General features: G+C 75.3%; 12 protein-coding genes and 2 tRNA genes. 3 read left to right on the top strand and 11 right to left on the bottom strand.

What is annotated here, in order from left to right:
* The first annotated feature begins 70 nt into the window (after nucleotides 1-70).
* Nucleotides 71-790 (top strand): IclR family transcriptional regulator, encoded by a 720-nt coding sequence (locus tag CAE01nite_RS17370; protein WP_146906794.1) that lies wholly within the window; start codon nucleotides 71-73, stop codon nucleotides 788-790.
* A gap of 307 nt (nucleotides 791-1,097) precedes the next feature.
* On the opposite strand, the gene CAE01nite_RS17365 is transcribed toward CAE01nite_RS17370, so the two are convergent.
* From CAE01nite_RS17365 to gltX, 8 genes are all read right to left on the bottom strand, one after another.
* Nucleotides 1,098-1,170 (bottom strand) — tRNA-Glu (locus tag CAE01nite_RS17365).
* A gap of 109 nt (nucleotides 1,171-1,279) precedes the next feature.
* Nucleotides 1,280-1,351: transfer RNA gene (locus CAE01nite_RS17360), tRNA-Gln, on the bottom strand.
* A gap of 172 nt (nucleotides 1,352-1,523) precedes the next feature.
* Nucleotides 1,524-2,129 carry a response regulator transcription factor gene (locus CAE01nite_RS17355; protein ID WP_146906793.1) on the bottom strand — a complete coding sequence of 202 codons (606 nt, stop codon included), beginning with the start codon at nucleotides 2,127-2,129 and terminating at the stop codon, nucleotides 1,524-1,526.
* Nucleotides 2,126-3,520, bottom strand: a complete 1,395-nt coding sequence (locus tag CAE01nite_RS17350) for a sensor histidine kinase (protein ID WP_146906792.1) — start codon at nucleotides 3,518-3,520, stop codon at nucleotides 2,126-2,128. The genes CAE01nite_RS17355 and CAE01nite_RS17350 overlap by 4 nt, the downstream gene beginning before the upstream one ends.
* Nucleotides 3,521-3,619: 99 nt before the next feature.
* Complete coding sequence (locus CAE01nite_RS17345) at nucleotides 3,620-4,456, bottom strand: ABC transporter permease (protein WP_146906791.1); 837 nt, start codon at nucleotides 4,454-4,456, stop codon at nucleotides 3,620-3,622.
* Nucleotides 4,453-5,511: an ABC transporter ATP-binding protein gene (locus tag CAE01nite_RS17340; RefSeq protein WP_146906790.1), complete on the bottom strand. Its 1,059-nt coding sequence runs from the start codon at nucleotides 5,509-5,511 to the stop codon at nucleotides 4,453-4,455. Before CAE01nite_RS17340 ends, CAE01nite_RS17345 begins: the two co-directional genes overlap by 4 nt.
* A gap of 139 nt (nucleotides 5,512-5,650) precedes the next feature.
* Nucleotides 5,651-6,400 (bottom strand): HAD family hydrolase, encoded by a 750-nt coding sequence (locus CAE01nite_RS17335; RefSeq protein WP_146906789.1) that lies wholly within the window; start codon nucleotides 6,398-6,400, stop codon nucleotides 5,651-5,653.
* On the bottom strand, nucleotides 6,397-7,938 hold the full coding sequence (gltX, locus tag CAE01nite_RS17330) for a glutamate--tRNA ligase (RefSeq protein WP_146906788.1): 1,542 nt from the start codon (nucleotides 7,936-7,938) through the stop codon (nucleotides 6,397-6,399). The genes CAE01nite_RS17335 and gltX overlap by 4 nt, the downstream gene beginning before the upstream one ends.
* A 220-nt stretch (nucleotides 7,939-8,158) precedes the next feature.
* On the opposite strand from gltX, the gene CAE01nite_RS17325 reads away from it, so the two are divergent.
* Nucleotides 8,159-9,058, top strand: coding sequence for a diguanylate cyclase domain-containing protein (locus CAE01nite_RS17325; protein WP_146906787.1), 900 nt, complete (start codon nucleotides 8,159-8,161; stop codon nucleotides 9,056-9,058).
* 107 nt (nucleotides 9,059-9,165) lie between these two features.
* On the opposite strand, the gene CAE01nite_RS17320 is transcribed toward CAE01nite_RS17325, so the two are convergent.
* Nucleotides 9,166-9,951 carry a fumarylacetoacetate hydrolase family protein gene (locus CAE01nite_RS17320; RefSeq protein WP_146906786.1) on the bottom strand — a complete coding sequence of 262 codons (786 nt, stop codon included), beginning with the start codon at nucleotides 9,949-9,951 and terminating at the stop codon, nucleotides 9,166-9,168.
* A 42-nt stretch (nucleotides 9,952-9,993) separates the two neighbouring features.
* Entirely contained in the window at nucleotides 9,994-10,806 is an 813-nt protein-coding gene (locus CAE01nite_RS17315) for a methyltransferase domain-containing protein (RefSeq protein ID WP_146906785.1), read from the bottom strand.
* 135 nt (nucleotides 10,807-10,941) lie between these two features.
* Between CAE01nite_RS17315 and CAE01nite_RS17310 the strand changes: the two genes are divergently transcribed.
* Nucleotides 10,942-12,120 (top strand): heparan-alpha-glucosaminide N-acetyltransferase domain-containing protein, encoded by a 1,179-nt coding sequence (locus tag CAE01nite_RS17310; RefSeq protein WP_246131309.1) that lies wholly within the window; start codon nucleotides 10,942-10,944, stop codon nucleotides 12,118-12,120.
* On the opposite strand, the gene CAE01nite_RS17305 is transcribed toward CAE01nite_RS17310, so the two are convergent.
* A complete protein-coding gene (locus tag CAE01nite_RS17305; protein WP_146906783.1) occupies nucleotides 12,024-12,740 on the bottom strand; it encodes a pyridoxine/pyridoxamine 5'-phosphate oxidase in 717 nt (238 codons plus the stop codon). The genes CAE01nite_RS17310 and CAE01nite_RS17305 overlap by 97 nt on opposite strands.
* Nucleotides 12,741-12,803 lie beyond the last annotated feature (63 nt).

Below are 12,803 nucleotides of genomic sequence, written 5' to 3'. Positions count from 1 at the left end.
CCGGGGCTCCGTCCTGCCGTCTTTCGTCCTGCTACTTGCGTCTCACGCATCGAGACGCCAATATCGTCCTATGGACAACTCTAGCGGAGTCGGCGTCCTGGACAAGGCCGCGTCGGTACTCAGTGCCCTCGAGGCCGGCCCGGCGACGCTCGCCCAGCTCGTCGCCGCCACCCACCTCGCCCGACCCACCGCACACCGGCTCGCCGTCGCCCTCGAGCACCATCGGCTGGTGACCCGCGACATGCAGGGAAGATTCGTGCTCGGTCCGCGGCTCTCCGAGCTCGCGACCGCCGCGGGCGAGGACCGGCTGCTGGCCGCCGCCGGTCCGGTGCTCACCGCGCTGCGCGACCACACCGGCGAGAGCGCCCAGCTGTACCGGCGGCAGGGCGACCAGCGCATCTGCGTGGCGGCCGCCGAACGGCCGATCGGCCTGCGCGACTCCATCCCGGTCGGCGCGTCGCTGTCCATGCAGGCCGGGTCGGCCGCCCAGATCCTGCTCGCGTGGGAGGAGCCGGACCGGCTGCACCGCGGGCTGCAGGGAGCGAAGTTCACCGCGACGATCCTCTCCGGCGTCCGGCGCCGTGGATGGGCGCAGTCGGTGTCCGAGCGCGAGGCCGGCGTCGCCTCGGTGTCCGCCCCGGTGCGGGGGCCGTCCGGCCGCGTGGTCGCCGCGGTGTCGATCTCCGGTCCGGTGGAGCGGCTCAGCCGCCAGCCCGGCCGCCTGCACGCCGGCGCCGTGGTGGCCGCCGCGAACCGCCTCACCGAGGTCCTGCGCCGCACCGGCGAGTAGGCCACGCCCGTACCGCGTCCCGCGACCCGCACCCGTCCGCCCTCCACACCCTCCGCCCTCCGCTACCCCGGCCCCCCGCGCCCTGCCCCCTGCGTCGAGTGCGACGTCCTGGACCTTTCGGTCACCCAGAAGGGTCCAGCACGTCGCACTCGGCGGCGACGGACGGTCCGGGACGTCGCACTCGGCCCGCCCGGGCGCGGTCACGTCCGCAGACGCAGCGACGGACCGACCAGCACGTCGCACTCGGCGGCGGCGGACCGCAGGAACGGCGAAGGCCCGGCCACCGAGGTGACCGGGCCTTCGTGCGTACCCCCGACCGGATTCGAACCGGCGCTACCGCCGTGAGAGGGCGGCGTGCTAGGCCGCTACACAACGGGGGCCTTGCAGCAATCCGCGAGAAGGGCCGGAGCCGATCTCGCGGGGAACCACGGGTGGAGACTGTACCGGATGTCCGGGCCGGAGACCGGCACGTACTGGCACTGCCTCGCGCTGGGGTACCAGGACTCGAACCTAGAATGACGGTACCAGAAACCGTTGTGTTGCCAATTACACCATACCCCATGGGGGTAACCCGTCCGGTGCGCCCGCCGTGCCCGTGAGGACCCGTCGAGGTGCGGTGGACTTCGTACCGGGGAGAGACGTTACCCGAGCCGGGCGGCACGGACCAAACCTCGTGGCGCTCGGGCGGCGGAACGTGACGAAGGGCACCCGCCGTGACAGCCGTCGTGCGGCGTCAGATCCAGCCGTGCCGGCGGGCCACGTGGACGGCCTCGTGCCGGTTCGCCGCACCGAGCTTGGTGACCGCCGCCGACAGGTAGTTGCGCACCGTGCCGGGGCTCAGGTGCGCGCGCTGGGCGATCTCCTCCACGCCGGCGCCGCCGGCGGCGAGCTCGAGCACGTCGGCCTCGCGCGGCGTCAGGGGTGACTCCCCCGCGCTGATCGCCTCCGCGGCGAGCTCGGGGTCGACGTACCGGCCGCCGGCGTGCACCTGCCGGACGACGTCGGCGAGCACGCGTGCGGACACGGTCTTCGGCAGGAACCCCGCGACCCCCGCCGTGAGGGCGCGCTTGAGGTGCCCGGGCCGCCCGTGGCTGGTCACGATGACGGTCCGGCAGCCGGGCACCTCGGCCGAGAGCCGCTGCGCGGCGGCGATGCCGTCCAGCCCGGGCATCTGCAGGTCCAGGACTGCGACGTCCGGCCGGTGCCGGCGGCCGGCGTCCACCGCCTCCGTCCCGGACGCCGCCGTGGCGACCACCTCCAGGTCGTCCTCGAGCCCGAGCAGTCCGGCCAGGGCGTCGCGGATGAGGGTCTCGTCGTCGGCGAGCAGGATGCGGATCATCGTGCGGCCATGCTGTCAGCCGCCGGCAGCGGGACGGTGGCGCGCAGGGTGAACCGGTCGCCGTCGGCGGTGGCGGTCAGGGAGCCGCCGACCTCCGCCAGCCGCTCGGTGAGACCGACCAGGCCGGAGCCGGTGGTGCCCGGCCGGACGGCGGCGACGCCGTCGCTGACGAGGCCGTCGCCGGTGCCACCGTCGGCGGTGCGGCCCTCCCCCGAGAGGCCGTTGGTCGTGCCACCGCCCGTGCCGCCCTCGCCCGTGCCGCCCTCGCCCGTGCCGCCCTCACCCGTGCCGCCGTCGTCCGTCAGCCCGTCGTTGGTGATGGTGAGGACGGCGACCGCGCGGTCGTGCCGGCCGTGCCTGCCGGCGCTGCTGGGTGCGCCGGTGCCGATCACGTCGAGGTCGATGGTGCAGCGCCGGGCGTGCGCGTGCCGGACGACGTTCGTGACCGCCTCGCGCACCACCCAGGCCAGGGCGCGCTGGACGTCGTCGGGCAGCGCCGTGCCCTCCCCCACGACGCGCGTGTCGATCCCGGCGGAGCGCAGCACGGACCGTGCCCCGGTGAGCTCGGCGGCGAGGTCGGCCGTCCGCAGACCGGAGACGACCCCGCGGACCTCCCGCAGCGACTCCTGCGCGAGGTCGCGGACCTCGGCCATCTGCTCGACGGCGCCGTCCTGCCCGCGCCGTGCCAGCTCGGCGGCGAGCTCGCTCTTCACCGCGATGGCGGACAGCGTGCGGCCGACGACGTCGTGCAGGTCACGGGAGAAGCGCAGGCGCTCCTCCGCCACCGCGAGCCGGGCGTGCACGGTCCGCGAGCGCTCCTGCTCCCACACGACCGCGAGCATCCAGCCCGAGATCCGGAAGCTGACCGCCATCCCCCACACGACCAGGACGCACAGCACGCCGACGACCCAGGCGCCCTCCCGACCGGCCGCGACCTCGGTGACCGCGACCACGACGCCGACGCCGACGCCGCACAGCCCCAGGGTGCGCACACCCAGCACGGGCGCCACGGCCATCAGGGCCAGGGCGAGCGTCACGAGCAGGGCTAGCGAGCGGACCGGCTGGTCGAGGTCGCCGGTCAGCGGCAGGGCGGCGACCGCGACCCCCAGGGCGCCGAGGGTCGTGGCTGCGAGCGCGGCCAGCCACGGGCGCGACAGCGGCGCGCCGGTCACCAGCCGGACCAGCGCCGCCCGGACGACACCCACCGCCGCGACCGTCTGCGCGACCGTGAGCGTGACGAACACCGCGGCGGCGCGGGTGGTGAGCCCGGAGGTCAGGGACAGGGCGACCAGCGGTGCGCTGGCCAGCAGCAGGTAGATCGTCCAGCGGGTGTACATGTCGACCCGCTCGGGGTCGGTCTGCCGCTGCCAGGCGGTCAGCATGCCGGTCATGGGCTCACCCTCCCAGGCAGCGGGGCCAGGGAGGGCGTGCGCCGGCGTCGGGCGCCGGTGCCGCGGCACCGGCGGTGCTGCCGGTGCCGCCGGTGCGGGTCAGCGGCGGGGCTCCCAGCGCATCCACCGGCGTGCACCCCCGAGGCCCGCGACGGTCCAGAGCGCCAGGCACAGGAGGGGCTGCCCGACGGCGGTCAGGGTCCCGCCCGCTGCCGGGCCGGCACCGAGGCCCGCCTCGACGAGGGCGACGACGGGGTACATCGGCGTCCACGACGCGATCGTGCCGACGACGTCCGGCAGGGCCTCCAGCGGCACGGTGAAGCCCGACAGGACCATGGTCAGCATGATCACCGGCAGCGTGGTCAGCTGGGCGGACTCGACGGTCCGCGTCAGGCCGGAGCTCACGACGGCCAGCAGCACGAACACCACGGTGCCGCCCGCGAGCCCCAGGAGCAGCCACAGCGGGTCGGCGACGTCCGGCACCGTGAACCAGACGCCGACGGCGACCGCGCCCAGCACGAGCTGGCCGAGGACGACGGCGACCGCGGGCGTCGCGCACGCCGCGACGATCTCGGTGGCGGACACCTCGCCGCTGAGCAGGCGCTTGAGCACGAGCTCCTCCCGGCGGGCGACGAGGGTCGTGGTGAGGTTGTAGTAGACGACGAAGACCAGCGCGATCGCCGCCAGCACGGTCAGCAGGAACGTCGCGGTCGCCTCGGCTCCCCCGCCGGCCCCGGGGAACGAGCCCGCGCCGATCCAGGCCAGGAACGCCACGGTCGCCGGGGCGACCGCGAGCGCGTTGAACAGCGCAGTCCGGTTGCGGACCAGCAGCAGGATCTCCGCCCGCGCCAGGGACCACACCCGGGCGGGTGCGGGCCGACGGGCGGGAGCCGGCCGGGCGGCCGCGGGCATCGCGGCGGTGGTGGACGTGGTCATCGGGAGGTCCTCTCGAGCGGGGCGCCCCGGCGGCGGCCGGTGGCGCTGCGGGTGCTGCGGGTTCGGTCGGACCCACCGGGTGCGTGGGCATCACCGGGGTCGGCGGCGTCGCCGACCCCGCCCGCGCCGCCGGCGGCGACGGCCAGGAACGCGCGTTCCAGCGAGGCGGGGCTGGCGTCCAGGTCGGTGAGGACCGCACCGGCGCCGTCCGCCTGCACGAGCAGACGCGTGAGGGTCGCCTGGAGGTCCGTGGAGGTGAGCTCGACACCCGTGGCGTCGGACCGCGGCGGCGCGGCGAGCGCCGGCAGGGCGGCGAGCCGGGCGGCGTCCCGCAGGTCGGGGGCGGTCGTCCGGAAGCGGATGCGCGCGGGCTCCCCGGCGACGATGTCGGCGACGGTCCCGGTCCGCACGACGCGTCCGGCGTGCATGATCGCGAGACGGTCGGCGAGCCGCTCGGCCTCCTCGAGGTAGTGCGTCGTCAGGACGATGGTCGTGCCCTCGTCGAGGAGGCGGCGCACGAGCTCCCAGGCGTCCCGGCGCGACTGCGGGTCCAGCCCCGTGGTCGGCTCGTCGAGGAACAGCACCGCGGGACGCCCGAGCAGCGCGAGCGCCAGGTCGAGCCGGCGCCGCTCCCCGCCGGACAGCGACGCGACCGGGACGCCGGCGCGGCCGCGCAGCCCGACCAGCTCCAGCGCCTCGGCGACCGGCATCGGGTCGCCGAGCGTGCCCGCCCACATGCGGGCGGTCTCCGCCGTCGTCAGGTCGGACGGGAAGCCCGCCTCCTGCAGCATGATCCCGGTGCGCGGGCGAATCCGGGCGCGCTGCCGGTAGGGGTCCAGCCCGAAGACGCGGACCTCGCCGCGGGTCGCCGGCGCGAGTCCCTCGACGACCTCGAGGAGTGACGTCTTGCCGGCGCCGTTGGTGCCCAGCAGGGCGAACAGCTCGCCCGGCCGGACGTGCAGGTCCACGCCGCGGACGGCGTCGAAGGAGTCACGGCCGGCGCCGTAGGTGCGGTGCAGGCCTCGGACGGTGATGACGTGGTCGGTGGGGTCCATGGCTCCACGCTCCCGGCCGTCGGCGCCGGGCGGCAGTGGCGCCCGTCACCGGTCCCGGTGAGGGCCGCACGGGTCGGGCATGACGGATGTCATGGTCGAGCCCCGGCGCCGGGGCCGGCGGCGACCCCCGCGCGGGACCTCACAGCCCGAGCGCCCCGGGGAGCTCCGCCAGACCGCTGACCACGAGCACGCCGGACGTGGCGATCTCCGCGGCCGACACCGGCACCCGCCGGGGCCCCGGCCGGTCGAGCCAGACGCCGGTCAGCCCCGCGGCGCGCGCGGCGACCGCGTCGACGTCCAGCTCGTCGCCCACGTACGCGGTCCGGGACGGGTCGGTGCCGAGCCGCCGGCAGGCCTCGACGAACACCCGCGCGTCGGGCTTGCCGAACCCGAGCGTGTCCACCCCGACGAGCATGGGCACCGTCTCGGCGAGACCCACGCGCTCCAGCTTCAGGCTCTGGTAGTCGACCGACGCGTTCGACAGCGCGCCGACGGCCACGCCGAGGCCGCGCAGCTCGTCGACCGCCGCGGCGGCGTCGTCGTGCGGCTCCCACGCCGTGCGGAACGCCTCCTCGAAGACCTCGTCCCAGGTGGTGAAGCCGTCGTCGTCGAGCATCGAGCCGCCGAACGCCGCGTGCATCGCGTTCGCGCGCGCGAGGCGCTGCTCGCGGTAGCCGACCTCCCCGCGCGTGTAGCGCGAGTAGTGACCGGCGGCGTCGGCGCGCCAGTGGGTGAGCAGCTCGGGGTGGCGCCCGGCGGGCAGGTGCGGCAGAAACCGCTCAGCGACCACGCCGAGCGCGGCCGCGAAGGCTCCGCGGGTGTCGACGAGCGTGTCGTCGATGTCGAACAGGACGCCGTCGAACGGCCGGTCGGCCGCCCGGGCGCTCACCCGGCGTCCCCGAGGGTCGCGCGCAGACGCCGCAGCCGGGCCAGCGAGGCGTCCTTGCCGAGGATCTCCATCGACTCGAACAGCGGCGGCGACACGCGCCGGCCGGACACGGCGGTGCGCAGCGGGGTGTAGGCGAACCGCGGCTTGATGCCGAGCCCGTCGACGAGGGCCGCCTTGAGGGCGTCCTGCACCGGCTCGGCGGTGAAGCCGTCGGCCGGGATCGGCTCCAGCGCGGTCAGCGCGGCGTCGAGGACCGCGGGCGCCTCCTCGCGCAGGGCGCCGACGGCCTCGGCCTCGAGCACGACGGCGTCGTCGGCGACGAACAGGAAGCCCAGCATGCCGGGGGCCTCGCCGAGCAGCGTCATGCGCTCCTGGACGAGCGGGGCGCCGGCGTCCAGCAGGGCGCGGTGCTCGGGCCGCAGGTCGGCGTACGAGTCCCCGGCGACCAGGCCCGCGCGGTGCAGGTACGGGACCAGCCGGTCCCGGAACTCCTCGGGCGACATGAGCCGCACGTGCGAGGCGTTGATCGCCTCGGCCTTCTTGAGGTCGAAGCGGGCCGGGTTGGGGTTCACGTCGACGATGTCGAACGCCTCGACCATCTCCTCGACCGTGAAGACGTCCCGGTCGTGGCTCAGGCCCCAGCCGAGCAGCGCGAGGTAGTTGAGCAGCCCCTCGGGGGTGAACCCGCGCTCGCGGTGCAGGAAGAGGTTCGACTCGGGGTCGCGCTTGGAGAGCTTCTTGTTGCCCTCCCCCATGACGTACGGCAGGTGCCCGAACAGCGGCATCACCGTGGCGACGCCGATGTCGAGCAGCGCGCGGTAGAGGGCGACCTGGCGGGGGGTGGAGGACAGCAGGTCCTCCCCGCGCAGCACGTGGGTGATGCCCATGAGGGCGTCGTCGACTGGGTTGACCAGCGTGTAGAGCGGCTGGCCGTTGCCGCGCACGATCACGTAGTCGGGCACCGAGCCCGCCCGGAAGGTCACGTCGCCGCGCACGAGGTCGGTGAACGTGACGTCGTCGTCCGGCATGCGCAGGCGCAGCACGGGCGCGCGGCCCTCGCGGCGGAAAGCGGCCTTCTCCTCCTCCGTCGTGTGCCGGTCGGCGCCGTCGTAGCCGAGCTTGGGGTCGCGCCCGGCGGCGCGGTGGCGCGACTCGATCTCCTCGGGCGTGGAGAAGGACTCGTAGGCGTACCCGCCGGCGACGAGGCGCTCGACGACGTCGCGGTAGAGGTCCATCCGCTGCGACTGCCGGTACGGCTCGTGCGGCCCGCCGACCTCGACGCCCTCGTCCCAGTCCAGGCCGAGCCAGCGCAGCGCGTCGAGCAGCTGCCGGTAGCTCTCCTCGCTGTCCCGGGCGGCGTCGGTGTCCTCGATGCGGAACACGAACGTGCCGCCGGTGTGCCGCGCGTACGCCCAGTTGAACAGGGCGGTGCGGATCAGCCCGACGTGCGGCGTGCCGGTCGGCGAGGGGCAGAACCGCACCCGGACGTCGCGTCCGGTGGGCGTGTCGGTCGGGGTGTCGGTGGGGGCGGGAGTCACCGCGCCAGCGTAGTGCGGGCGCCGCGTGGCCCCGGGGCGGGCGAGGGTGCCCGCACGGCCGGCGGCACGTCCCGCCGGGCGCCGTTAGGCTCGCGGTCGCGTGCCCCATGCCCGGGACACCGTGCCGACGGGCGCCGCCCCGGCTACGGTCGCAGGCGACGCGCCCCGCCCGGCCACCAGCAGGCAGCCCCGGACGAACGCAGAAGGCGAGGTGGGCCCGATGGAGGTCGCTGCCCTGATCATGGCGAGCGTCGCGGCGTCCCGCACGACGGTCGTCATCTGCGACGCGTCCGCCCCGGACCTGCCCGTGGTGTACGTCAACCCCGCCTTCACCGAGCTCACCGGGTACACCGAGGCCGAGGCCGTCGGGACGAACTGCCGCTTCCTGCAGGGTCCCGCCACCGACCCCGGGACGGTGCGGGCGATCCGCGACGCCGTGCGCGCCGGGGAGCCGGTCGAGTGCCGGATCGTGAACTACCGCGCCGACGGCACGGAGTTCTGGAACGAGCTGCGGATCTCCCCCGTCCACGACGCCACCGGCAGCATCACCCACTACATGGCGACCCAGCGCGACGTCACCGACGAGATGACCGAGCGGGAGGCCGAACGTCAGGCCGCCACGCACGACCCCCTGACCGGACTGCTCAACCGCACCGCCTTCGTGGAGGAGCTCGACCGCGAGCTCGCCCGGGCGGCGCGCAACGGCACGGCGGTCGGCGTGCTGTTCGCCGACGTCGACCACTTCAAGAAGGTCAACGACACCCGCGGGCACCTGGTGGGCGACGAGTTCCTCCGGCACGTCTCCCGGCTGCTGCGACGCAGCCTGCGCACGCAGGACGCCGTCGCACGTCTGGGCGGGGACGAGTTCGTCGCCCTGCTCACGGACCTGCCCGTCGAGCTCGCGCAGGACAGCGTCGACGCGGTGGTCGAGGACCTCGAGCGGTCCCTGGCGCAGCCGGTGCCCCTCGACGGCACCGAGTACCGCACCACCGTCAGCATCGGGGCCGCGGTCCACACCGCAGGCGCCGCCACCGGACGTCAGCTCCTCGACGAGGCGGACTCCGCCATGTACGCGCGCAAGCGGCGAGCGGCCGCGCGCGCCGACCACCGCGGCCGCTGACCCGGCCGGCTCCCGGACCGGGCTCGGCGCGGGCTCGGCGCAGGCTCGGCGCAGGCTCGGCGCGGGATCGGCGTGGTCGCCCGCCCGCCGGCCGGCGCCGGTCGCGCTCAGTCGCGCCGGATGACCGGGTTGCGCAGGACGCCGATCCCCTCGACCTCGCACTCGACGACGTCGCGGTGCACGATCGGCCCGACGCCGGCCGGGGTGCCGGTGAGGATGACGTCGCCGGGCAGCAGCGTGAAGATCTCCGACACGTACGAGATCAGGTACGGCACGTCGAAGATCAGCTGCGACGTCCGACCGTCCTGCCGGGTGTCGCCGTTGACGCGCGCGGTGACCTGCAGGTCGTCCACGTCCAGCCCGGTGACGATCCAGGGGCCGAGCGGGCACGAGGAGTCGAAGCCCTTGGCGCGGGTCCACTGCTCGTCCGAGCGCTGCACGTCGCGCGCGCTCACGTCGTTGGCGACGGTGTAGCCGAACACGTGGTCGAGCGCCCGCTCCGGGGTGACGTCCTTGACGACCTTGCCGATGACGACGGCGAGCTCGGCCTCGTGGTGCACCTCGTCCGAGTAGGACGGCAGCACGATGGGGTCGTCCGGCCCGACGACCGAGGTGTTCGGCTTGAGGAACACCAGCGGCCGGGTGGGCACGTCGTTGCCGAGCTCGGCGGCGTGCGCGGCGTAGTTGCGCCCGATGCCGATCACCTTGGACCGCGGGATCACCGGCGCCAGCAGGCGCACCGCGTCGTCGGCGAGCGGGATCTCCTCGCCGGTCGGCTGCACGGGGGTGTAGATGGGGTCCCCGCTGATCACCACGAGCCGCTCGGAGCCGGCCTCGCCGTCGACGAGGGCGTAGCGGGGGTCGTTCCCGGTCGTGAACCTGGCGATGCGCATGCGCACACCCTAGGTGGACGGCCGGAGTGCGCCGACGCGGCGTCAGGCGCGGGCCAGGACCTCGCCGTGCAGGACGGCGAACCAGCCGTCGGGGTAGGTCCCCCACTGCCGCCAGCCGTCCGCCAGGTGCTCCAGGGCGACGTCGTCGGCGAGGCCGTGCGCCAGTGCCTGGCGGGCGAAGTCCGACTCCGTGCAGCGGTCCGCCCACAGGTCGGACCACCAGGTGCGGTCCTCCTGGGTGGCGTAGCACCACACGCCCGCGCCCGGGACGACGCCGGCCGGGTCGAAGCCCGCCTCGAGCACCCACGAGTGCAGCATGCGCCCGGCGTCGGCCTCGGCGTGGTTGGCCTCGGTGACCTCGTGGTACAGCGCGCGCCACTCGTCCAGCCCGTCCGACGGCGGGTACCAGGTCATCGCGGAGTAGTCGGCGTCCCGGACGGCGACGACGCCGCCGGGGCGGGTCACGCGCCGCATCTCGCGCAGCGCGGCGACGGGGTCGGTGAGGTGCTGCAGGACCTGGTGGGCGTGCACGACGTCGAACGAGTCGTCGTCGTAGGGCAGGGCGTAGACGTCGCCGGCGGTGAAGCTGACGTTGGTCGCCCCGGCGGCTGCCGCCTCCTCGCGCGCCATCTCGACCACGACGGCGGACCGGTCCAGGCCGACGACCTCGCCCGGTGCGACCCGGGCCGCGAGGTCGATGGTGACCGTGCCCGGGCCGCAGCCGACGTCGAGCAGCCGCTGACCCGGCAGCAGCGCCGGGAGGAGGTAGGCGGCGGAGTTCTCCGCGGTGCGCCACCGGTGCGAGCGCAGGACGCTCTCGTGGTGACCGTGCGTGTAGGTGTCCTGGCTGCTCACGCACCCCAGTAGGCCGGTCCCAGGCGCAGAGATCAAGTGGCGGGACAGGCGGTACCGGAAGGTGAGACGGATTCGTCGCCGGTGCACAGGTCGCGACGAGCCGGCCGGCGGCCGGGCGGACGTACGCTGCGGGGCGTGGAACGCATCGGTGGCGTCGACGTCGCCCGCGGTGTCGCGGTGCTCGGCATGATGAGCGCGCACGTCGGGGTGGCGGGCCCGGACCTGTGGTCGACGGACGGCTGGCTCGGTGTGGCGGACGGACGCTCGGCGGCGCTCTTCGGGGTGCTCGCCGGGCTGTCGATCGCCCTGCTCAGCGGCGGCCCGCGGCCGGTGTCCGGGTCCGCCCTCGGCCGGGCGCGCGTGCGGATCGCCGTCCGGGGCGGGCTCCTGCTGCTGCTCGGGATGTTCCTCGCCGCGCTCGGGGCGCCGATCGCGATCATCCTGCAGTCCTACGGCCTGCTCTTCGCCCTCGCCCTGCCCGTCCTCCGGCTCCCCCGCACCTCGCTCGCGCTGCTGGCGGTGGCGGTGGCGCTCGGCGGACCCGGGCTGTGCTTCGCGCTCACGGACACGCTCACCTCCGCCGGGCGGCCGCCGACCGGGCTGCTGGAGCTGCTCGTGGCCGGCTACTACCCTGCGGCGGTCTGGTTGGCGTACGTGCTGGCCGGTCTGGCGCTGGGCCGGTCCGACCTGCGCTCGACGGCGCTGCGCGTCCGGCTCGGGCTGCTCGGTGCCGGGCTCGCCGTGGCGGGGTACGGGGGCGGCGTCCTGCTCACGGCGATGGCGGCCGGCCAGTCAGCCCAGGTGCTGCGGCTGCTCAGCGTCGAGCCGCACGCCGACTCCACGTTCGAGGTCGCCGGCAACACCGGGGTCGCGTTCGTCGTCATCGCGGTCAGCCTCGTGGTGGCCGACCGCTGGCCGCGGGTCGTGTACCCGCTGGCCGCGACCGGTGCCCTCGCGCTCACGGCGTACAGCACCCACATCGTCGCGATCGCGGTCATGGGCGACGAGGTCGTCCGCGAGCCGCAGGTGACCGTCCACCTGGGCTTCCTCGTCACGACCCTCGTGCTCACCAGCCTGTGGCGGGCCGTGCTCGGTCGCGGGCCGCTGGAGCGCGCGATGCACGTCGTGTCGACGAGCGTGGCGGCATCGGTGGTGGACCGGGACGAGTCACCCGCGGGGGGCTCGGGGTCGATCGGCCCGCAGGGCCAGGTCGGCCCTCAGGGCCAGACGAGCTCGCGGCTCCAGCCGGCCGACGTCGAGCCGGCCGAGTCCCCCGCACCGACCGCGCCGCCGCCGGGCGCGCCCCGCCGGTAGACGACCCTGGTGTGCGCGCGTCGCGGGTCGCCCTGCCAGAACTCGACCGTGTGCGGCACGACGCTGTAGAGCACCCACTCCGCGAGCACCGTGCCCGGGTCCTGCTCGACGCGCGCGAGCGCCCCGGCCATCGCCTCCTGGAGGTCCGCGGTCGACGGCAGCGGCTCCCCGGGTCGGGTGGCCAGCGCGGCGGCGCGCGAGGCGGGCGAGCGAGCCAGGAAGTCTGCCGCGGACGCCTCCGGACCGAGCGCGCGGGCCGTCCCGTCGAGCCGCACCTGCCGGCCCTGCTCGCGCCAGTAGAAGGACACCGACGCGGCCGGGTTCGCCTCCAGGTCGGTGGCCTTGCGGCTGCGGGCGTCGGTGGCGAACTGCCAGCCGCCGTCGACCAGGTCCTTGAGGATCACCACGCGGGCCGACGGGCGTCCGGCTCCGTCCGCGGTCGCGACCGTCATGGCGTGCGGCTCGCGGACACCCGCGTCGACCGCCTCGTGCAGCCAGCGCACGAACAGCGCGTCCGGCCGGTCCGGCAGGTCCGCGGGGTCGAGGACCGGGAAGGGCCCGGCCAGGGCCGGCAGCCGGCGCAGCAGCGGTCGCAGCTCGCCGGGTTCCTGGGTGCTCACGGGGCGGCTCCGGGGTCGGGGGTCGGGTGCGACGGCACCCGCGCCTGAGCACCCTAGGCCCCG

The organism is Cellulomonas aerilata (assembly GCF_007991755.1).
Classification (GTDB): Bacteria; Actinomycetota; Actinomycetes; order Actinomycetales; family Cellulomonadaceae; genus Pengzhenrongella; species Pengzhenrongella aerilata.
Note: the sequence above shows the minus strand (reverse complement) of the source record. Positions and strands in the feature narration are given on the sequence as shown.